Source organism: Acaryochloris thomasi RCC1774 (assembly GCF_003231495.1).
GTDB lineage: Bacteria > Cyanobacteriota > Cyanobacteriia > Thermosynechococcales > Thermosynechococcaceae > RCC1774.
In genome coordinates, this window is the sequence record NZ_PQWO01000003.1 from 99,590 (window position 1) to 119,422 (window position 19,833).

20 protein-coding genes and 2 tRNA genes are annotated in these 19,833 nt (G+C 51.7%); 9 read left to right on the forward strand and 13 right to left on the reverse strand.

Annotation, left to right across the window (positions count from 1 at the left end; translation table 11 throughout):
- Positions 1 to 66: 66 nt before the first annotated feature.
- The 3 genes from C1752_RS06070 to bioU form a co-directional block, all read right to left on the reverse strand.
- Positions 67 to 1,743 (reverse strand): lipoxygenase family protein, encoded by a 1,677-nt coding sequence (locus tag C1752_RS06070; RefSeq protein ID WP_110985169.1) that lies wholly within the window; start codon positions 1,741 to 1,743, stop codon positions 67 to 69.
- Positions 1,744 to 1,854: 111 nt separating this feature from the next.
- A complete protein-coding gene (locus C1752_RS06075) occupies positions 1,855 to 2,724 on the reverse strand; it encodes a glycosyltransferase family 2 protein (RefSeq protein WP_110985170.1) in 870 nt (289 codons plus the stop codon).
- Between the two features lie 7 nt (positions 2,725 to 2,731).
- Positions 2,732 to 3,730: a (S)-8-amino-7-oxononanoate synthase BioU gene (gene bioU, locus C1752_RS06080; protein WP_199464307.1), complete on the reverse strand. Its 999-nt coding sequence runs from the start codon at positions 3,728 to 3,730 to the stop codon at positions 2,732 to 2,734.
- A gap of 330 nt (positions 3,731 to 4,060) precedes the next feature.
- On the opposite strand from bioU, the gene C1752_RS06085 reads away from it, so the two are divergent.
- The 3 genes from C1752_RS06085 to C1752_RS06095 all read left to right on the forward strand — a co-directional run bounded on the left by C1752_RS06085 (position 4,061) and on the right by C1752_RS06095 (position 5,180).
- Entirely contained in the window at positions 4,061 to 4,273 is a 213-nt protein-coding gene (locus C1752_RS06085; protein WP_110985171.1) for a DUF2997 domain-containing protein, read from the forward strand.
- A 67-nt stretch (positions 4,274 to 4,340) separates the two neighbouring features.
- Positions 4,341 to 4,727 (forward strand): DUF1257 domain-containing protein, encoded by a 387-nt coding sequence (locus C1752_RS06090; RefSeq protein WP_110985453.1) that lies wholly within the window; start codon positions 4,341 to 4,343, stop codon positions 4,725 to 4,727.
- Entirely contained in the window at positions 4,728 to 5,180 is a 453-nt protein-coding gene (locus C1752_RS06095) for a ferredoxin (protein ID WP_110985172.1), read from the forward strand.
- Positions 5,181 to 5,248: 68 nt separating this feature from the next.
- Here C1752_RS06095 and glyS read toward each other — a convergent pair whose 3' ends face one another.
- The 6 genes from glyS to C1752_RS06125 form a co-directional block, all read right to left on the reverse strand.
- The gene (gene glyS, locus C1752_RS06100; protein ID WP_110985173.1) at positions 5,249 to 7,393 is read right to left on the reverse strand and encodes a glycine--tRNA ligase subunit beta; all 2,145 of its coding nucleotides are present in this window, start codon (positions 7,391 to 7,393) and stop codon (positions 5,249 to 5,251) included.
- Between the two features lie 69 nt (positions 7,394 to 7,462).
- The gene (locus tag C1752_RS06105) at positions 7,463 to 8,071 is read right to left on the reverse strand and encodes a Uma2 family endonuclease (RefSeq protein WP_110985174.1); all 609 of its coding nucleotides are present in this window, start codon (positions 8,069 to 8,071) and stop codon (positions 7,463 to 7,465) included.
- 169 nt (positions 8,072 to 8,240) lie between these two features.
- Positions 8,241 to 8,810 carry a 2'-5' RNA ligase family protein gene (locus tag C1752_RS06110; RefSeq protein WP_110985175.1) on the reverse strand — a complete coding sequence of 190 codons (570 nt, stop codon included), beginning with the start codon at positions 8,808 to 8,810 and terminating at the stop codon, positions 8,241 to 8,243.
- Positions 8,811 to 8,830: 20 nt separating this feature from the next.
- Positions 8,831 to 9,067 (reverse strand): 50S ribosomal protein L28, encoded by a 237-nt coding sequence (rpmB, locus tag C1752_RS06115; protein ID WP_110985176.1) that lies wholly within the window; start codon positions 9,065 to 9,067, stop codon positions 8,831 to 8,833.
- Positions 9,068 to 9,115: 48 nt separating this feature from the next.
- Positions 9,116 to 9,204: transfer RNA gene (locus C1752_RS06120), tRNA-Ser, on the reverse strand.
- A gap of 52 nt (positions 9,205 to 9,256) precedes the next feature.
- Entirely contained in the window at positions 9,257 to 10,477 is a 1,221-nt protein-coding gene (locus C1752_RS06125) for an FAD-dependent hydroxylase (protein WP_233501402.1), read from the reverse strand.
- Between the two features lie 134 nt (positions 10,478 to 10,611).
- Here C1752_RS06125 and C1752_RS06130 point away from each other — a divergent pair, with 134 nt between their 5' ends.
- Positions 10,612 to 12,288, forward strand: a complete 1,677-nt coding sequence (locus C1752_RS06130) for an ArnT family glycosyltransferase (protein WP_110985178.1) — start codon at positions 10,612 to 10,614, stop codon at positions 12,286 to 12,288.
- A gap of 146 nt (positions 12,289 to 12,434) precedes the next feature.
- Positions 12,435 to 12,959 (forward strand): hypothetical protein, encoded by a 525-nt coding sequence (locus C1752_RS06135; RefSeq protein WP_110985179.1) that lies wholly within the window; start codon positions 12,435 to 12,437, stop codon positions 12,957 to 12,959.
- Positions 12,960 to 13,026: 67 nt separating this feature from the next.
- Here C1752_RS06135 and C1752_RS06140 read toward each other — a convergent pair whose 3' ends face one another.
- The gene (locus C1752_RS06140) at positions 13,027 to 13,464 is read right to left on the reverse strand and encodes an RrF2 family transcriptional regulator (RefSeq protein WP_110985454.1); all 438 of its coding nucleotides are present in this window, start codon (positions 13,462 to 13,464) and stop codon (positions 13,027 to 13,029) included.
- Positions 13,465 to 13,600: 136 nt separating this feature from the next.
- Between C1752_RS06140 and pyk the strand changes: the two genes are divergently transcribed.
- Positions 13,601 to 15,382, forward strand: a complete 1,782-nt coding sequence (gene pyk / locus C1752_RS06145) for a pyruvate kinase (RefSeq protein ID WP_110985180.1) — start codon at positions 13,601 to 13,603, stop codon at positions 15,380 to 15,382.
- An 18-nt stretch (positions 15,383 to 15,400) separates the two neighbouring features.
- Here pyk and pyrE read toward each other — a convergent pair whose 3' ends face one another.
- Entirely contained in the window at positions 15,401 to 16,012 is a 612-nt protein-coding gene (gene pyrE / locus C1752_RS06150) for an orotate phosphoribosyltransferase (protein ID WP_110985181.1), read from the reverse strand.
- Positions 16,013 to 16,100: 88 nt separating this feature from the next.
- On the opposite strand from pyrE, the gene C1752_RS06155 reads away from it, so the two are divergent.
- On the forward strand, positions 16,101 to 16,469 hold the full coding sequence (locus tag C1752_RS06155) for a hypothetical protein (RefSeq protein ID WP_110985182.1): 369 nt from the start codon (positions 16,101 to 16,103) through the stop codon (positions 16,467 to 16,469).
- A gap of 22 nt (positions 16,470 to 16,491) precedes the next feature.
- Here the strand turns inward: C1752_RS06155 and C1752_RS06160 are convergent.
- Positions 16,492 to 16,564, reverse strand: a tRNA-Ile gene (locus C1752_RS06160).
- A 251-nt stretch (positions 16,565 to 16,815) separates the two neighbouring features.
- Between C1752_RS06160 and C1752_RS06165 the strand changes: the two genes are divergently transcribed.
- Both C1752_RS06165 and C1752_RS06170 read left to right on the forward strand, forming a co-directional pair.
- Positions 16,816 to 17,484: a DUF3426 domain-containing protein gene (locus C1752_RS06165; protein ID WP_233501405.1), complete on the forward strand. Its 669-nt coding sequence runs from the start codon at positions 16,816 to 16,818 to the stop codon at positions 17,482 to 17,484.
- A gap of 84 nt (positions 17,485 to 17,568) precedes the next feature.
- Entirely contained in the window at positions 17,569 to 19,038 is a 1,470-nt protein-coding gene (locus C1752_RS06170) for a hemolysin family protein (RefSeq protein WP_110985183.1), read from the forward strand.
- Between the two features lie 2 nt (positions 19,039 to 19,040).
- Here C1752_RS06170 and C1752_RS06175 read toward each other — a convergent pair whose 3' ends face one another.
- The gene (locus tag C1752_RS06175) at positions 19,041 to 19,808 is read right to left on the reverse strand and encodes a tetratricopeptide repeat protein (RefSeq protein ID WP_110985184.1); all 768 of its coding nucleotides are present in this window, start codon (positions 19,806 to 19,808) and stop codon (positions 19,041 to 19,043) included.
- Positions 19,809 to 19,833 lie beyond the last annotated feature (25 nt).

Genomic DNA, 19,833 nt, shown 5'->3' on the forward strand with positions numbered 1-19,833 from the left:
TCTATTGTCTTTAGAGGCTAAACTGTGGGGCACATAGAATGCCCCAGCACAATCAGCGGAGACACTCTAGATACTGATGCTATTCAAGATTAAAGAGGGCTTTAGGTAGGGATACTCAATCACGCGTTTGCGGTTATCGAGATCAATTTCAGTCTCTACGACTCGTAGATTCTGCTTGAACTGCTCGACAACAGCATCAACAGCGGTGTCAAAACTGCTTCCAGCAAAAGCATCCTTGAAGGTGCGGTCATAGTAGCCCAACTTGTCATAGCGATAGTCCGTCAAAATATTCATGATTTGAAGCTGTCCTGCAGCCTGCTGGTAGGGCGGCAGATACTGCATCAGGTGGGCTTCGTCAGTGATGGCAGGTTTAGTCTCGGAGCCGTTTTCAAGACCTGTTAGATCTTGATAGGCCGCTAGGGGAATGTTGGAGGCCAGAGCCATATATTCATATTGGGTATAGTTGACGGCACAGTGCTGCGGGCCACAGGTAAAAATAATGGTGGTCACCATTTCAACGAGCGGCTCTAGCGCTTGAATATGCTCGGGCACGCCTTTGATGCGTCCGCCCTGCGGATCGCGCAGTTCTTTAAGCCAGCTCTGTAGCTCTTCATCGTTTTTAAGAGCGTCAGAGTCAGCATAAAAGAGCCGCAGGTAGTCGGTCACAAATTTATAAATCGCATCCCAGACGAGCTGGCCGTCATCTCGGTAAGGGAAATGGGGCAGATCTGGGCTATCCATACCGCGATTGCGAACCTCGGTGGGGAAGGAAAACTGATCAAGGCTCCAGGATTCAAAGGAATTTTTGACAACCTGCAAAGATTCGGCCAGCGTCCCGGCCAAAAGCTTATCTACCGGGCCACCGTGTTGTATGAGCTGCTTCCGGCCCAGCTCGTTGTTGGCCAACATAAATCGGAAGTGAGGCTGCAGTAAAATATAGAGTGGGTGATCTTCGGCCAGTTGGCGTGCAGTGACTACGGCAATGGGTTCCATAACAAAATGAGTGCGACACAGATGGCTGCTCATCTCGTGATGATTACCGTCAGCAATCTGGACACAGAGTTTGGCAAATAACCAGTCAAGATGGGCATCTCGGGGCGTATAGACTCGACCACTGTTGTTTTGCTGAATCTGAATGGCAATGGGCAGTAGTTCGCCATGATCGCTGGTCTTGTGATCGCGATACCCCATTGACTGCCAACTAAAAAGAGCAAAGGGAGTGGGTAGGTACTTTTTGCCCTTGGCGTAGGTTCCCCCCTGGATAAAGCTGAGTTCGCTGTAGTCAACGTAGTAAAGATTACGCTCGACGAGCGTTTTACCCTTGGTTGCTAGCTGTTGCTTAATATTGAGATATGCCGACGGCGGATTGCTGGGATCAAGTCTGCGAATTGCCATTGGATTCGCTCCTGACAACCGCTGTTCAGCAAAGACTTCATCCGTTTGGAATGTATTGGCAATAGCCGGTTTAGGCAGCAAGGTAAACAAGTCGTCATAATCCTCCAGGCGATCTAGGGGATCTAAGAGAGAATGAGCCTTCGCCGCCAACATATTGACCGGGAGATCAGCGGCGCGCGTTAGACGTTCGGCAAGATAAGCGCCGGAGAAATTCTCATCCTTGGGAACTTCATCCAGCATGGCCAGCGGTGCCAGATACTCGAAGTTAAATTGATAGCGCTCCTGCTGCTGCTTGAGTAGAGCTTGACGCGCTTGTAGGTCGGGATCGTTCTGAGGCAGGCTGGGCATGACAGTTACCTAATTCACTAAACTGATCTAATGAAGACTTCAGGCAGAACGACAATATTTATGTCGGATTTGGGAAATGCTTACAATCTGAAATGTCTATCCTCAGAGTGTTCAAAAGCGGCTGGTGCGTTTATCAATCATGTCGGCCAGTAGGGCAAAAATACCAACTTGAGTGGTCGCAATTAACAGTATGAGGGTCCGCTCAGTCAAATCCTGACGGATAAAAATATCTTGACCGAGAGTAAACAGAAAACCAACGAAGAATAAGCCCGCCAAAGGCAAAAACACCTTCAATGGCGCAAAGTAAACGCCGGTTCGCAAAATCAACTGAACAAAGCGAATCGTGTCACGGATCGGCTTAATCTTGCTGCGTCCCACCCGCAGATGATAATCAATAGGCTCGTAGTGAACGGCATACTGATTGGTCAGCATGGCAACCGTGATGGTGGTCGTAAAGCTGAAGGTATCCGGCAAAATTCGCAGGAATCGCTCAGCAATAGATTTACGAAACACTCGCATCCCGCTGTTGAGGTCAGGAATCGGGGAACCGGTAATCCACTGAGCAAACCGGACTAAGAAAAACTTAGGAATCTTGCGAATATTGGAATAACGAACATTGGCCCCAGTTCTGGCCCCCACCACCATATCGAAGTCAGCCGCGAGAGAAACAAGATAAGGAATCTGTTCGTGGGGATAGGTGCCGTCGGCGTCGGTAATTACAATCCAGGGATATCGCGCTCTTTTGATACCGGTTTTCAGGGCTGCGCCATAGCCGCGATTGCGCCTGTGGGTGAGTACGGTAACGTCTTTACGGGTAGCGAGAACGTTGGGGGTGCGATCGCAAGATCCATCGTCTACAGCAATAATTTCATACTGACACTGGGCCGCATCCAAAATTTCTTGGAGCTGCTCAATGGTGGATTCAATGACATCCTCTTCGTTGTATACCGGCAGAACGAGGGAAAAACTAGAGTCGGGCATTTGAAGCTTAGGAAACAAAGTGAGGCATGACCTGTGCTGAAGTCAGCAATCCACAGAATCCCTGCTGGTGAAGCTGAGCACCTGCCTTCAGGTAACCAAAGGCGGGACCGCAGACATTTGCCGCCATGCTAGTTTCGTCACCGAGCGTAAAGGTGTGGGTCGAAATCTTGCCTTCAAAGGTACGTCCCGTGATTTGAACATTCGTACTCAGGGGCTTCTTGGCGTTGCGGGTATCGACAACGCCACCAACGGTGACGCGATCTCGTCCACAAATTCCGGCCATTTCTAGAATCACGTCGTCAGCATGTTCCATGTCTTCGAGAGTGAGCAGACCATTCGTCTCTTCTAAAAGCGTCTCTACCTCTGCATCCGTCATGGCCTGAGCCTGAGCAATCGTGTACCCCGGTAGATGACCGATATCTTCTCGAATGGTGGCTCTATAAGCCTCCCAATTGCCGATGCCAACGCCAAAGGTGATTTTGACCTGATGAATTTCAGCGTAGCTTTGGGCTGCGAGGGCTGCTGCTGCCGTTAGCAATCCTGGAGTTGCACCGCAACCGGTCACATAGGTAATACCCGCTTCTTTTAGCTCTGACTGCAGTTCAATGAGCTGCTCAACGGCGCTGGTGCGCTTAATGGCGTCCACGAGGACACCCTGCCAGCCGGAGGCAACAAACTGCTTGGCAACCGAGGCCATGAAGGTGTTAGGCAAGTTGGGGAGCGCCAGGAAGAAGCCCGCTACGTTCTGACTACGTCCAATTAAATCGGCGATGCTTTGTTCGCTAAGGACGCCACTCGGCTCTAGATACCCCAAAGAGCCTTGGGATTGATAGGTTGCGATCGCATCTTTCAGATCAAGTCCTTCAGGACTATAGGCATAGCCTTTTTTATCCGCTGCCGCCACTAGACGCATCTGCTGCTTGGGAGCCAACACATGAGCTGCAGCCTGACCCAGACCACCAAAGCCCAAGACACCCACCGGAATTGGATTGACCTGATTCGTCACTGGCTTCTTTCCTATACGTGAACATGCCCCAACATTATCAGCCAAGAGGGGAGCCTGCGATCAAGTTGAGAACGATAAAGTCTCACGATTGACCCACGAAGGGTCCAGGCAAGACAATGCTTCATGAAAATTCACATACTGGCGACAGCTCGACACAGAAAGGGACTCAGTATAAACTCACAGTTAAAGCAACTGCTCCTGCAATTAAATACTTTTATGATGTTTTCAATGCAGTTCGTAACGTTTTACACGCGTTAGCTTCAGAAACAATTAGATAGCCCCAAGTTCAGCCCCTGCATCGCCTTAGTTTTTTAGTACGACAGGAACAGCATGGAAACCCTGGAATTTGTCATTCACCCCGATGGTCGTGTTGAAGAGAAAGTGACTGGAATCGTGGGGTCTTCCTGCGCCGAAGTCACCGCCGCCATTGAGGCACAGCTCGGTCCGGTCATTAGCGCCCAGAAAACCTCAGAATTTTTTGCCCAAACAGAGACGGTGCAGCAGAAAGACGCAACCGCTGCAAAAGTTCATAGCCAGTGGTAGGCAGCGCCTTGCCCCTGAGAACTTGGTTCACGCTTCCTTTATTGTTCAGCTAATTTTAGATAACGCTATGTCACACTTCAGCCAGATCAAAACTCAAATCCGCAACCTACCTGCTTTAGAATCTGCCCTTGCTGACCTTGAACTGCCCTATAAGGCTGGTCCTCACCCTGTACGCGGTTATCAGGGCCAAACCCAAACGGCAGAGGTCGTCATTGAGCAAGAGAACGGTTACGACATCGGCTTTAGCAAGCAAGGCGAAGCCTATGAGTTAGTGGCTGATATGGACTTCTGGGCTCAGAACTGGTCTGTGAATCGCTTTCTAGAAAAAGTGACGCAGCGATACGCTTATCACACCGTCGTTAGCACGACAGCCGATCAGGGCTTTCAGGTCACTGAGCAGAAAGAAAATGCTGACGGTACTATTCAGCTTGTTGTCCAACGCTGGAGTTCCTAGATGACTGGACCTTCTGACCCTCTTCAGACTCAATCCTCGACAGAGGAAAATCGGTCGGGCTTAGAACCTGAATTGGGCGGTCAGCTCCGCAGCCATCCTGAACGCTCTGGCCTAGAGCCGGAGCTGGGTGGGGTGCTTAGGCAGAAAGGTGTATACGTCGATGAGCCAACCTGTATTGGCTGTAAGCATTGTGCCCACGTGGCCCGCAATACCTTTTATATAGAGCCGTTCAATGGTCGCTCACGGGCCTTTCGGCAGGATGGCGACCCGGTAGAGGTAATCCAAGAGGCGATAGATACGTGTCCGGTGGACTGTATCCATTGGACCGACTATACAGAGTTGAAGCAACTGGAACGCGATCGCAAGTATCAGAAGGTCAACATCATGGGTTCACCGGTTCCCGCAACTTACAAGCGACGCAAGCAGGGCAGAACAAAGCCAGGGCGTTCGTAGAGATGTAGTGCGGTTTAGCAGAATGCTGATAGAGCTGATTAGAACAACGTAGTGCGCCATTGCATTCATCAGCCTTTTACAATTTCTCCAAAATCAGCCAGCACACGGGCCTGATTGCGTAGAACTCCGAGCAAATTTAGGCGGTTCTGCTTCAGTGCTGCATCTTCTGCCATTACCAAAACACTATCTGGACCGTTAAAGAATGCGCTCACTTTTGGAGCACTTTCCGCTAGTCCCTTTACCAATCGCTGATAATCTCGCTGCTCCTGTGCGGCTTGCACCTCTGGCAACAGCTTATTTAACGCGGCATAAAAAGCTGACTCTGAATCTTGCTCAAAGCGTTTAGCATCCACCACGGTTGTTGCATCTAAAACGTTGAACTCTAGATTGCCCTTGCTTGCCAGTCGTGCGGCCCGGTTGACAGTTTCATAGATACCACCAAGCGTCTTGTCATCCCGAATCTGCTGCAGGAATTTAGCGCGATCGCAAACATCCAAAACATCCACCAGCGCCCTCTGCGTATATTCGGGGTCGTCGGTCCCCAACACAGCATTCACAAGATCATAATCAATCTTCAGCTCATCCTGAAGCAGACTGCGAATCCGCACTAAGAAAAACTCCTGAAGCTTCTGCTGGAGTTCTGCCGCCGGCATCGACTTCTCTACGGTCTCAGCACAGGTCGCCGCCGTATCGAACAGAAGCTGATGCAAGTTCAGCGGCAGTTGAGCATCCCAAGTAATATTGATAATCGCATTTGCCGATCGCCGCAGGGCAAAGGGATCTGACGAACCAGTGGGAATCAAGCCCAGGCAAAAAATGCTCACGAGGGTGTCTAGACGATCTGCAATCGCAACCACCTGACCGGGCAAACTCTGGGGCAAATCATCATCGGCTCCCTTGGGTAAATAATGCTCACCAATCGCAGTCGCCACCGCCTCCGGCTCACCACTGGCCGTCGCATACTTTTGTCCCATCAATCCCTGCAGCTCTGGGAACTCCCCCACCATTTGAGTCACAAGATCTGCCTTACAAAGCTGAGCTGCCCGTTTAACAATGGCTTGAGCATTTTTATCAAGCTGGAGCTGATCCACAATCCGCTGAGCGTTTTGCTCAATTCGGTCAGTCTTCAGACGCACTGACCCCAAGTCTTCTTGGAAAGTGACTGTCTCTAGCTTGGGTAAATACTCATCGAGCTTGACGCCCTGATCGGCTTTATAGAAGAACTGACCATCAGACAAACGCGCCCGAATGACTCGCTCATTCCCAGCCGAAATAATTTCGGACTTAGCCGGATCACCGTTAGAGATGGTAATGAAATGGGGCAATAGCTGACTCGATTTGACCACCGGAAAGTAGCGCTGGTGGCTAATCATCTCGGTCGTGATCACTTCAGTGGGCAGCTCTAGGAATTCCGACTCAAATCCACCGCCAACGGCTGTCGGCCATTCTACTAAATGCGTCACTTCTTGAAGCAAGGAATCACGGATATCCGCTTTGCCGCCCAGTTTCTTGGCGACCGCTTCGATTTGTTCGGCGATTTTTGTTTGTCGCTGATCTTGATCCACCTGCACAAAGGCAGCTTCGAGCGATGCGATATAGTCCTGGGCGTGAGGAATCGATATCGGCTCTGGATGGAGAACGCGATGGCCCTGAGAGATGCGATCGCAACTAATCTTCCCGCCTCCATTTTCAAGTTCTAGCGGCAAAACCTCATCGTTGTATAAAGACACCAGCCAGCGAATTGGACGCGAGAACCGCAGGTCGCCATCGCGCCAGCGCATGAACCGCTTACCTTCCAGCCCAAAAATCCATTGAGGAATAAGCTCGGGCAATACATCTTTAGCGGGCTGGCCCAGCGTTGTTTTTTGTACAAAGATGAATTCGCCTTTATCTGTCTCGCGCAGCTCAAAATCTGCAATCTCTACACCCTGCTTACGGGCAAAACCTTCTGCAGCCTTTGTGGGCTGGCCGTCTTTGAAGGCGGCTTTGGAGGGTGGACCTTTAATTTCTTCGGCCTGATCCGGCTGTTGTTCAGGGAGACCTGTGACCAAAACGGCTATCCGTCGAGGGGTTCCGTATACGTCGATGCGCTCAGGCGTGAGTCGATTTTCTTCAAGACTTTGCGGGATCTGGGTTTGCCACTGTGCGATCGCAGACGCCACAAATGCTGCGGGTAATTCTTCTGTTCCGACTTCTAATAAAAAGGTCGCCATTGGCCCCCCAGATCACTGCTACTGTAGCCCGCAGGCCATTGCTATCACAGTGTATCGCGGGACGCACGATCAAACCTGCAGCAGTTGCTCAACCGTCAGTAAAAGTTCCGGGAACGTTTGAGAAATAATCGGTTCAGCACCACTGAATTTCTGTCGCTCATACTGACCTTGATCATTCAAACAAAACACAAAGACGCTCGGAACTTTAGGGTTACCCAAATCAGCCCTCGGACCAAGCGCCAAATAATCAACCACCCAATATTCTGGAATTCCTAGACGGGCATATTCATCGAGCTTATCGATATAGTCATCTTCCCAATTCGTTGACACAACTTCTACTGCTAGCTGCAGCGGTTCTCTCAGCGCACTATAAGCTTCCCGATTCGCTTCCCACACATTGCGGTTTACCACGCTCACATCAGGGTGACGCCCCTGTTCTTGTCCTTCCGGGGTTAGCGTACAAACAACAATCCGAACAGAAACACGATAGTTGAGCTGCCGATGCCGAACTTCTGCTTTAAGAACATCAGCTGCAAAATCAGAGATATCCTCATGTCGGCGAGTCGCCAGAATTCTCACGATTTCTCCATTAACCAGTTCATAGCGCCCGCCATCAGGATAGAACTCAAGAAACTGATCAAAATCGAGCTGTAATTTGGATTGAGCTGCGAGGGTCATAGGCAAACGCCTCTACTTTGATTTATAGCCTTCGACATATTGATTAGGACATTAAGGCGACTGAAAACGATGTATGCCAAAGCAGTGCTGTCCTAACTCAGCTAGCGACGGCTATAGCTCTATGATAAACAACGACTTAAGATAAAACGCAAGCTCATCAGTGCCAACACTAACCTAGCGGAAACTCCTGGCAAATCTCCCAACGCTGTCCGTTGTGGTAAAGGAGCGTCAGAGCTGCCACCTTAAATTGAGTCTCAAAAGCCTGATCTTTGAACTCGGTCCAGCCTGCATGAAAATTAGACTTACTCAAGTCTCGAAAAGCCACAGTCATGTGGGGCACAAAAGCCCGACCTTTCCCAGCTCGATCAGCAATTCCCCATTCAGAAGCAAAGTACCGAGCAACCTCAGCCTGTAGAGCCATCAATTCTGCCGTCTCTACAACATTGATATAAATTACCCGAGGTGCAAACGCAGCGAACCCAGACAAATGCATTGGGACAGAAGCCTGCAAAGCCGCAAAATCAGCAAGTCCGTTTGCTAACTCTGTAGGAATGAAGCTGGTAGAATCCTCAACATCTGGAACAGGTGGCGACCACTCAAAGGGCGACTGCAGCGTAATGTGAGGCGGCGAGTTAAACGCTTTTCGACTCTGGTAGCGAGCGGCGAAGTGCTGCTTTATGCGACAAACTTCCGCCTGAATATCATCGGGCGGAAGCAAGGCGACAAAATAACGTGCCACTTGTTAGAAGTAGCGACCGACTAAAAGTGAGCGAGATTGATTCCAGCTTCTCTAGCGAAGGCACTCAGCCCTTTCTTCTCTATGCTTTTGATTGCTTTTGTCGAAAGTCTTAGCTTGACCCAGCGCTTACCCTGAGGCCACCAGACTCGCTTCCACTGCAGATTTGCTTCCTGCAGTTTTTTGGTGCGACGGTGTGAGTGCGAGACGGCATAGCCGTTGTTTGCCTTCTTACCGGTGAGTTGACATTTACGGCCCATGTGTCTAATCGTCCTGTTGAAAGACGCCTGATCGTTGTACAAAACAAGCGGAGAGGGAGGGATTCGAACCCTCGATGAGGTTTAATCCCCATAACTCCTTAGCAGGGAGCCGCTTTCAACCGCTCAGCCACCTCTCCAAGTAAGCAGATCCAATAATAACAGATATGCCTGAGATAGGAAGCATGTTTATTAGGTTGAGGTAGCAGACCGCCCGTGCAGCCCAGCCATAAACTTTAGAGACCACACCTTAAGGGGCGGAATCCTCTGCATCACCTGCAGGCCCAGGCGCCGCACCTGCACCAATGGGAACCACTGATTCGAGAAGGTGCGGTTGAGAATATCGGTAAATCCCAGTGAGAGCAAGTTTTGCTGACGCCGCCAGCTCTGATAGCGACGCAGCACCATTAAGCTGCCGATATCTTCACCATGCTGATGGGCCACTGTTAACACCTGTGCCAGCGTCGCAGCATCACGAATACCCAGGTTCAGGCCTTGCCCACCGACCGGGTGGCAGGAATGGGCTGCGTCTCCCACCAACGCTAGGCGGGGCTGTACATAGCGGTTGGCATGCATCCACTTAGCTGGAAAGAGATGGCGTTTGCCTACCAGCGACAGCTGCCCCATCTGGTTGCCATAGCGATGGTGGAGCTGGTCAATAAACTGATCGTCATTGAGATCCAAAAGAGCCTGAGCTTCTTTGTGAGGCGCAGTCCAGACAACCCGGCACTCATCTTTAGCTGAGGGCAGAATCGCAAAGGGACCGCTGGGCCAAAACTTTTCGTAGGCAATATTGTCGTGATGCTTTTCAGGGGCAATCGTTGCGACCACGCAAGACTGCCAGTAAGGCCAACCGTGGGTTTTAATACCCGCCTGCTGTCGGACTTGCGATTTAGCCCCATCGGCTGCCACCACCATCCGCACCCGCAGCGACTCGCCGGAAGCAAGCTGAAGCGTGGCTCCCTTGGCGTCATAGTCAGTCGTCGTCACCTGAGCCGGACAGTGCCAGTCCACTTGCTCACAAGTGGTCAAAAAGCTCTGCAGCTCCTGTAGCAAAATCCGGTGCTTAGCGACGTAGCCAATAGCTTTAGCCTGCAGCTCAGAGGACTCGAACTCAACGACGTGGGGCGAATCAGCATCTGAGAGGCGCACCTGCCGGAAAAACTCGATCTGGGATTCAATCTGTGGCCAGACGCCAATATCGTCAAAGACCTGCCGAGAACTTTGATGAATGGCGTAGGCTTGTCCCTTGGCAATGGCATCCGATTGGGATTGGGCTTCAATAATTGCGATCGCAAGTCCCGAGTGTTTGAGCGAAGCAGCCAGGGTGGCTCCAACGACTCCACCGCCAACAATGGCAATATCGTAATCAAAGACAGCGGGCTTAGCGGAACAGGCTACATCCTGAGACATAGAGGAAGCTTTACAGAACATTACATGTCTATTTTGACCTGTATACACACTTCCGGGCAACTTCAAAGCGTAGATCCGTCGCCGCAAACCAAGCTAAGGTGAGCGCCAGAGCCATCTCTCACACTTCTAGACCTATGGCTAACTCTTTGATTTCCAATCGTCGCTTTCAAGTCACGACCGTTCTGATTTTGGTTGCCAGTGCAATCTTCTTCGGTTGGAATTTAAATGGCTATAGCCTGATCAATATCACTGAAGCTCGACAGGCGGAGATTGCTCGCCAGATGTGGCTGACCCACGACTGGATTACCCCCCGCTACAACGGCGCACCCTATTTCGATAAGCCCGCGCTTTTGCACTGGCTGATGGCTCTGGGCTTTACGGTATTTGGTCCCCAGGAGTGGGTTGTGCGGCTGCCGTCGGTTATGGGTGCGATCGCAACTCTCCTCACCACTTGGATCTTTCTCAACGCTGTCGCCACTCGACGGCTGGCCCTAATCACCACAGGGATCCTCGCGGCAAATCCTTTTACTTGGGCATTAGGCCGCATCGGTTTCCACGATATGTTAATGGCCTGCTTTATGACAGTGGCCCTCTATTTATGGTTCTGGGCCGACCATCAACAGCGGCGAACGGCTTATGTGTGGTCCTGCGGATGTCTCGCCCTAGCGACGCTGGCGAAAGGCCCTTTGGCTCTTTTGCTGTGCCTGTTAATCTTGCCGATCTTTTACCTCTGGTCAGGCAAACGCCCCAAAGCAATTCCCTGGGGGCAGGGATTACTGGTCTTTAGCATGCTGGCTGGCCCTTGGTATGTCCTGGTAATCCAGGCCAATGGCTGGGACTACATTCGCTACTTTTTCGGCGAAAGTAACGTTAGCCGGTTCTTGAGCGTCAATCAAAACCAGTGGGGGCCACCCTATTACTATCTATTCAGTCTTTCCTTCTTTTTCTTCCCCTGGATCATTCTGGTGCCGAGTGCCATCTGGCGAACCGTCCGACAACGATGGCCGATCAGCAGCTCGATTCCGCGTCCACTCGATCAATTGATGGTGGTCTGGGCGGTCACGGTGCTGATATTCATGAGCTTGGCCGCAACGAAGCTCTCTTGGTATGTTTACCCCGGTCTACCGGCCTTTGCCTATTTATCGGCTCGGGCCTGGGAGCGGCAGTTCCTCTCACCCCATCGCGGTTTTAGATGGACCGCTGCACTGATGTTTCTGGTCTATGGTGGATTGATGGTCGCCCTTGCCACAGGTCGTCTCGGCGATCCGGCCCTTTTGCAGAGCTTGGAAGCCGCTCATCTGCGCTGGCTTTGGGTGGGGGTGTTTGCGATCGCATCCATTCTCATCGCGCTAAGCCTTCACCAACAGCAGGTCACCTGGACTGTCATCACTGGAATCGCCACCTTTGGCTGCATCGGGTTCACGAGCGCTCATTTATTAATGCCCGTTCTAGACGTTCAAGTACTAGACCAGCAGCTTATTCCCATTGCTCAAACGCTGGGTAAGATGACCTGTGACACCTGCTCAACAGACTTAACCGCAACCTTGGGTCTCCAGCTCCCTAGCCTTAACTTTTACAGTGGCCTGACGCAAATAGAACGATTTGAGCAAGCGTGCCAAATCCCCGCAAAAATTCAGCCCGATCAAAGGCTTTTACTGATTACGACAGCGGAAGCGGTCGAGGCAGAAGGACTTTCCTTTAAGGCTCACCATATTCAACAGCAGTCGGGTAGATTTGAGCTGCTGCAGTTGCCAACAACAGAGCAAAGCGAGTTCAATCGTCAGATTCAGGAACGTTGTTCCCTACCTTAACGTCAGCTATTTGCAGCCTAAGTGGGCTATCGCTTTGCATACTTTTTTAAAGACGTGATTTACTAAACCACAGAGAAATTTATGGCACGCTAAGATATCTCTCACTTGCTGCTATCTCAGAGAACTACAAACAGGAGGATCACAACATGACCGCTAAGCTACTGATGCCGCTAGCTCTGTTAGCTGTTCTCGGGCTACCGACGAAGGCAATTGCCCACGTCATTGAAACCGATTATCTCTTGCCCTCTCTCGAGGCTACCAGCGACCAAGATGCACCTAGCCTAGAGGCAGAAGGCACAGATAGTTCAGCCATTACATTCACCTCTCAATTTACGTCGGGTGAACCCTTCAAAAATGGCAAAATCACAATTTATGCGCCGGGCAACGATGAAAAGCCCTGGCTTGTCTCGGAAATGGATGAAAACGGCGAATTTGAATTTGAGCCAGACAAGTCCATCGAAGGAGACTGGACCATTGAGATCGGCGAAGGCGGCCACTGGGATAGCTGGACTGTACCGGTGAAAGCGAAGGGCAAGAGCGTCACCTATGGCGAAATTAGCGATGCATCCTCGCAGTTTCCAGAGATTCCTTCGCAACTCTTGGTGATTGGAGCCGCATGTTTGTCGGGTGGTGTTGGTTCTGCGCTGCTCCGCCGCAAGCGTTCTGCGTAGTTTTCACTGAATTTTCGAAAAAGCGGTGCAGGTTTGTACCGCTTTTTTGTTCGAAGAATGTGGCCCCTTAAACAACAAAACTGGCTTCAGAACCTTGAGCGGCCTGCCAGCTACGAGCATCAAAATAAAGATCTTCAAGAGAAATGCTATGCAGAGCTTCCTGCAGTTTTTGGTGTAGACGCTGCCAGAGATTTGCGGTCACCCAGTCTTCAGCCTGGGCATCAGGCTCGGCCACCCACGGTTCGATGGATTCTCCCACGGCTTCCAAGATTGCACCCAGTGAGATTTGGCTAGGGTTCTTGGCAAGCTGGTATCCCCCCTGCGGGCCGCGTGTCGATCGGACAAGACCCGCACGCCGCAGATCAATCAATAGCTTCTCTAGATAAGGGGCCGGGAGAGTTTGACGGGTTGCGATCGCATTGACAGAGGCTGGGCCAAAATTCGGCTGCAGACTCAGGTCCAACAGGGCTTTAACGCTGTAGTGGCCCCGCGTCGTTAGCTTCAGTTTCATCCTGGCTCAGCAGACTCCCATCATGAATTCAGTTGAAATGCTCGCTTGGGTAACCTCTACCCCTAAACTATTAAGTTGACAGCGCAATTGACCTTGCGCCTATTTTAACTCGGGACCTTATCTGCCATTCATGAGTTCGTTAGATTCACGTCGCCGCACTAAAATTGTTGCCACCGTTGGCCCTGCGATCGCAAATCCAAAAATGTTGAGGGCCGTCATTGAAGCCGGAGCCACCACCCTCCGCCTCAACTTTTCCCACGGTACCCACGAAGATCACCAGCGATCCATCCAACTCATTCGGCAAATCTCTTACGAACTCCAGCAGCCCGTCGGCATCCTTCAAGATCTGCAGGGGCCCAAAATTCGACTAGGCAAGTTCGCAGACGGCCCCATCACGCTCAAACGTGATGATCCCTTTACGCTCACCAGTCGTCAGATGCCTGGCACCCAAGAGATCAGCTCCGTTACCTATCCACTATTGGCCGACGAAGTCCCGGACGGAGCCACCATTCTGCTAGACGATGGCCGTGTCGAGATGAAAGTGGAGTCCGTTGACAAAGCAACCAAATCCCTTCAGTGCCGCGTGGTTGTGGGTGGCCCCCTCTCCAATGCAAAGGGCGTTAATTTTCCCGGCGTCTATCTCTCCATCAAAGCCTTAACAGATAAAGACAGAGTCGATCTAAAATTTGGCCTTTCTCAGGGGGTTGACTGGGTCGCCCTCAGCTTTGTTCGCAATCCGCAAGATGTTGTCGAAATCAAAGAACTCATCTCATCCGCCGGTAAATCGATCCCCGTGATCGCCAAGATCGAAAAACACGAAGCCATTGAGCAGATGGAAGATATTCTCTCCCTCTGCGATGGCGTGATGGTCGCTCGGGGTGATCTGGGCGTTGAACTCCCCGCAGAGGAAGTTCCGATGCTGCAAAAGCGACTGATTTCCACGGCTAATCGCCTCGGCATCCCGGTGATTACCGCCACTCAGATGCTCGACAGCATGGTCAACTCCCCCCGGCCTACACGCGCTGAAATCTCAGACGTCGCCAATGCCATCCTGGACGGCACCGATGCCGTCATGCTCTCAAATGAAGCCGCCGTGGGCAATTACCCTGTCGAAGCCGTCGAAACAATGGCTCGCATTGCGGAGCGCATTGACCAGGAACGCAGCCTCAGCCAGCAGCCCACCGTGGGTACTGCCGAGCGCTCTATCCCCAACGCCATTAGCCAAGCCGTTAGCCAGATTGCCCACCAGCTCAAGGCCAAGGCCATCCTAACGCTAACCAAAAGTGGGTCCACCGCTCGGAACGTATCCAAGTTTCGCCCCAACATTCCCATTCTTGCCGTCACGCCGCACATGGAAGTGGCTCGACGGTTGCAGATGGTCTGGGGTGTACACCCCCTGATGGTAGTCAACTTCCCCTCAACGCGCCAAACACTGCAGGCATCGCTCAATTCAGCCCAAGAACAGGGGCTAGTGGTCGAAGGCGATCTGATTGTCCGCACGGCAGGAACCCTGCAAGGGGTCTCTGGCTCCACTGATTTGATCAAAGTTGAGATTGTCACCGCCGTCATGGGACAGGGCAGCGGCATTGGCCAAGGCTCCGTCAGCGGCCGCGCCAGAGTTGCCCACCACAGTGCAGAGGTCAGAGATCTTAACGAAGGCGAGATTTTAGTGGCCACACACACTGATGCGTCCTACATCGATGCCATGCGTAAGGCAGCAGGCATCGTCACTGAAGAGAACAGCATCAACGGCCATGCGGCGGTTTTGGGCCTGAAGCTGGGCATCCCTGTCATTGTTGGCGTCCACAACGCCACTGAGCTAATCCGCAGCGGTACCTTGCTCACATTAGATGTGCGCAGAGGTTTGGTTTACTCCGGTGAGCTGTCATCAAGGAACAACGACATCGCTTAACCGAGCACTCGAACCACTCTAAGTCTTAGCTTCAGGATTAAGTTCAGCCCATCGAGCATGAATATCTTGAATGGTAAATATTGTTTGAAAGTTGAGCTGATGTTCGGCGTACAGCTCACTGCCACCTTGCTGACGGTCCACCAGCGCCAGAACATGATTGACGGTGTATCCTGCCTTCTGTAAACGCTCCACCGCCTTCAGAGCAGAGGCTCCCGTCGTCACGACATCTTCAAGCACCACCACCGCACTCCCAGCGGCGAGCTGTGGCCCTTCGAGATAGGCTTGGGTGCCGTGGCCCTTTGGCTCTTTGCGAATAATGAGACCTGGCAAAGGGCAATCTTCGTAGGCCGAAACAACGCTGACAGCCGAGACAATAGGGTCGGCACCCAATGTTAAACCGGCAACGGCTTGAGTGTTAGACGGAAGCTGCTGCAAAATGAGCTTACCAATCGCCAGTGCCCCAAGTGGATCTAGCGTTACAGGTTTACCATTGATGTAATAAGTGCTTTTCTGACCAGAGGAGAGGGTGAAATCACCGGTTTTATAGGCAAACCTACAGAACAAATCGAGGAGGGCCTGTCGGAGTTCTGGGGCAGAGGCAGTAATGAAAGAGGCAGCAGAATCAAGCATGTGGAGAATTGTAGATAGGACAAGGAATTTTTAGAAGTTGAAATGGGTAAGCTAGATTAGAGACCGATCAATTTTGAAGGATGATGTCATGGGTGTAAATATCAAAAAATGGAGTGGGGCCATTGTGCTAGCCGCTCTTGTATCTTCGGCGGGTTCAGCAGCACTGGCCCAAGAGCAAGAAGCCGAATTACCCCCATTGCGCGAGTCCAGCATTCCTGAGACTGTTTTTCAGAACTCCAGCTTTAATTCGGTTTGGAAAGATCTCTCAATCGTGGGCGACACGAAATTTCTGTTTGGAGTTGATTACGATGATGCTCGAATCGCCAAAGACGCCCGCAGGATTGAAACACTTTATGATGAGTTACTAGAACAGCAAGATCGCGACAACCCCACAATCCGAACTCGGGATTTGCCCAACCCCTACGATACGTCAGTATTCGAATTACAGGGTCTATAGGACAGTTTGAAAAAAGCGTAAATCCAGGGTGCAGGAGTTGAACCTGCCTAAGGCGAATTATGAGTTCGCTGCCTCAACCGCTCGGCCAACCCTGGAGGTTATGAACAGCTCAAGTTCCTCAGTTCTGGGACTTGGGCTGTTGTGCGAGTAGCGGTGCCGCGTGGCTATAGTGTTCATGGTACATGATATCTGCTATAGTCCATTTCTAGAACCCGGCTCTATCAGTGGCTGTCGGCGTTCTATCCCCAACTCTAGTCTGGTTGAAAAGTTGGCTAAGCCGCGTCAAAGTTCGCCCCCGAAAAGCTTCAGGTTGCAAAACCGCTTGGACATCAATGTCAGTCCGGCTGTGCGTCGGACATTATTATTGGTGGGTTTTATGCTGACGATTGGTGCGGTGTGCGGGCTAACGGGCTACAGCATGGGCTATCAGTCTCTTCGAGGCATCACTCAGCCCGCCCTCAATCCTGTGCTGAACGGTGGCGGCGACTCCAGTAAGCGCCGTCCGCAGCAGGGGGCCAGTCTACTGAGTGAAAAAGAAATTGTGGCGAAGGTCAAAACGAAGACCCGCGGTGCCAAGAAGCCAACGGCTCAGAAGCCTAAGCCAAAGCCTTCTCCCCAAGAAAGCAACAAAGAAGAGTCAGACAAAGCCAAGAAAGACAGCAAGCCCCAGTCCTTTCCGGTGAAGACAGAGGCCAAGGGCATGAATCTCGAGGTGCGCTCTTTATCCCAGGATGAAGATGGATTGGTGCTAAACGTAGCGCTCCAGAACAATAGCTCTAAGCCGGTCCAGTTTGTCTACACATTTCTCGATGTTGTTGATGATCAAGGGCAGGCGCTGTTAGCTGAAGCGCAGGGGCTGCCGGCAGATTTTCAGGCTAACAGTGAGACGTTTTACGGCACGATCAAAATCCTGGATGTATCGGGAGACAATATCGAGCGAGTTTCGCTGACGCTCACGGATTACCCTGATCAGGCGATTAAATTAGAAGCCTTGAATATCCCTGTATTAGAGTAATCTTAGGATGTTAGTTTTGCTCGCTCCCGATGGGTAAGCAAGCTAGGGACTGTTCAGCACTCAGCAGGTCAATGTTAAGCGGAGATGGTTAACCTGCACGCTCTATTCTCAATGCCGTTTAGCGTTGTTGCGCAAGCAGAGCTGGCGGGGTCAGAAATTATCTCGCGGTGTGTTGCGATCGCAACCCTCATTGCCATCAACGCCTTTTTTGTGGCAGCGGAATTTTCGATTGTGTCTGTTCGCCGCTCCCGCATCAATCAACTGGTGCAGGAAGGTGACGCTCAAGCCAAGACGGTGCAAGGGCTGCAGCGAGAGCTAGACCGCTTGCTCTCTACGACCCAGCTTGGCATTACGTTATCGAGCTTGGCACTGGGCTGGATTGGTGAAAAGACGATGGCTACGGTAGTCATGGTATGGCTACAGCGCTGGCCGCTTTCCGATGACACCTCAACAACCGTCGCTCATTCCATTGCGGTGCCGATTGCCTTTGTTGCGATCGCATATCTGCAAATTGTTCTAGGCGAGTTGTTCCCCAAATCACTAGCGCTGATCTATCCTGAGCGCTTGGCGCGGCTGCTGGGTCCGACAAGCCTCAGCATCGCGCGGCTGTTCAATCCCTTTATTTGGGTGCTCAAGCAGTCCACACGCTACCTGCTGAGAATTGTCGGCATTCGCTACACCAACCAGAGCTGGGCGAACGACGTCACCCCTGAAGAGCTACAGATGATTATCGCCACCTCCACTGCCGTCACTGGCCTTGAAGAAGACGAGCGGGAATTGCTCACCAACGTCTTTGAGTTTGGCGAAGCACAGGTCGAAGAGGTGATGGTGCCCCGTACGAGCATTGATGCCATTCCTGAAACAGCCTCCCTCAAAGCCGTTTTAGAAGAAGTGGCCCGCTCCGGCCATGACTACTATCCGGTCACAGGCGAATCTTTGGACGACATTCGCGGAATGCTGCGGTTCAAAAATCTAGCCGCAGCGCTTGCCAATGACCAGATTTCTCCCGAATCTTCCATTCAAGAGTGGACTCAAGCCGCTTGGTTTGTCCCTGAAGGCACCCCGATTCGAGACGTTCTACAGCGGATGCAGAAATTCCATCTCGCGATGATGATGGTCCGTGAGGACGAGTCTGACGGTACCGCAGGATTAGTCACCCTTACCGATCTAGTAAACGAACTACTCGGGAATGATGATGAACCACCCCCCAGCATGCCCGGCCCTCTCATTCAGGAGCAGGATAACCACACCTTCTTAATTCAGGCTCAAACAGACCTTGACTTGGTTAATGAGCAGCTTGCCATTGAGTTGCCGATCACGGATGAGTATCAGACATTAGGCGGCTTCGTTCTCTGCCAACTCCAGAAGATTCCGGCGCAGGGCGAACATTGCTTCTATGAAAACCTTAAGCTGACAGTAGCAACGGCTGAAGGACCGCGCCTCACGCTGATCAAAGTTGAAATAGTGGAGCCCTCTAGCAAAGCAAGTACTCCTGATGAAGCAAATTCGCCAACAACCGTGGAACAAACACCCCACGAAGTAGACCAAAGCTGATCCTAGCGGCGGCCCTGGAGCTGCATCTTTAAGTAAATGTCAGTGTAGTAGGGGTTGCACTGCATCGCCTTCCGGTAGGCTGCAACAGCACCTCGATGATCTCCGGTAATGTAGCGCAAACAGCCAAGCCCGTAATGACTATCGGCATGTCTGGGGTTAATCTGCGTTGTCTGATCGTAGGCCATCATTGCCTTTTGGTACTTCCCCTGCCGATGAAGGGCTACACCCAAGCCATAATAGGCATTGACCGGATGATTCTGGAGCTGGATGGCAGCTCTATAAGCTAAAACTGCCCCCGCTAAATCACTAAGCCAGTAGAGTGCACTGCCCAAATTAGAGTGCAGATAGGCACAGTTTGGCTGCAGTCTCAGGGCCTGACAGAAGGCCAATCTAGCCGCCTCAAAGCAATGCTGCGTATAGAAAACATTCCCCTTACCATTGTGAGCTGCAGCCAAGTGGGGCTGGTGCTGAAGCGCCTGATCATAGTTCATGCTGGCCTTGGCGTAATCACCCAGGCGGAATCTGTGATGCCCACGCTGTAGCCAAACCTCAGCCCAGTCAGTCTGTCCTGCCACCGTGGCCTGGGGCTGAATAAGAGTGGGCACCTCTAATGGACATTCACTCTCAGCAGGGACAGCGGCGGGTGATACCTTAGAACTTCTAGCAGGTTTCGATTCCAGCTCAGCAGCCAAACGTAAACCGCGCGTGATTAGGCGACTCATCTGATCGCTCTCTCGCAACGTTATCGTCATTGCACTATCGACAGTCATCGGTCCAAAAAAAGGGTTGCCAAAT

Coding starts and splice junctions, on each gene's coding strand:
- C1752_RS06070 (WP_110985169.1), bottom strand. CDS start 1,743: ATGCCCAGCCTGCCTCAGAACGATCCCGACCTACAAGCGCGTCAAGCT.
- C1752_RS06075 (WP_110985170.1), bottom strand. CDS start 2,724: ATGCCCGACTCTAGTTTTTCCCTCGTTCTGCCGGTATACAACGAAGAG.
- C1752_RS06085 (WP_110985171.1), top strand. CDS start 4,061: ATGGAAACCCTGGAATTTGTCATTCACCCCGATGGTCGTGTTGAAGAG.
- C1752_RS06090 (WP_110985453.1), top strand. CDS start 4,341: ATGTCACACTTCAGCCAGATCAAAACTCAAATCCGCAACCTACCTGCT.
- C1752_RS06095 (WP_110985172.1), top strand. CDS start 4,728: ATGACTGGACCTTCTGACCCTCTTCAGACTCAATCCTCGACAGAGGAA.
- glyS (WP_110985173.1), bottom strand. CDS start 7,393: ATGGCGACCTTTTTATTAGAAGTCGGAACAGAAGAATTACCCGCAGCA.
- C1752_RS06105 (WP_110985174.1), bottom strand. CDS start 8,071: ATGACCCTCGCAGCTCAATCCAAATTACAGCTCGATTTTGATCAGTTT.
- rpmB (WP_110985176.1), bottom strand. CDS start 9,067: ATGGGCCGTAAATGTCAACTCACCGGTAAGAAGGCAAACAACGGCTAT.
- C1752_RS06125 (WP_233501402.1), bottom strand. CDS start 10,477: ATGTCTCAGGATGTAGCCTGTTCCGCTAAGCCCGCTGTCTTTGATTAC.
- C1752_RS06130 (WP_110985178.1), top strand. CDS start 10,612: ATGGCTAACTCTTTGATTTCCAATCGTCGCTTTCAAGTCACGACCGTT.
- C1752_RS06135 (WP_110985179.1), top strand. CDS start 12,435: ATGACCGCTAAGCTACTGATGCCGCTAGCTCTGTTAGCTGTTCTCGGG.
- pyk (WP_110985180.1), top strand. CDS start 13,601: ATGAGTTCGTTAGATTCACGTCGCCGCACTAAAATTGTTGCCACCGTT.
- pyrE (WP_110985181.1), bottom strand. CDS start 16,012: ATGCTTGATTCTGCTGCCTCTTTCATTACTGCCTCTGCCCCAGAACTC.
- C1752_RS06155 (WP_110985182.1), top strand. CDS start 16,101: ATGGGTGTAAATATCAAAAAATGGAGTGGGGCCATTGTGCTAGCCGCT.
- C1752_RS06170 (WP_110985183.1), top strand. CDS start 17,569: ATGGTTAACCTGCACGCTCTATTCTCAATGCCGTTTAGCGTTGTTGCG.
- C1752_RS06175 (WP_110985184.1), bottom strand. CDS start 19,808: ATGACTGTCGATAGTGCAATGACGATAACGTTGCGAGAGAGCGATCAG.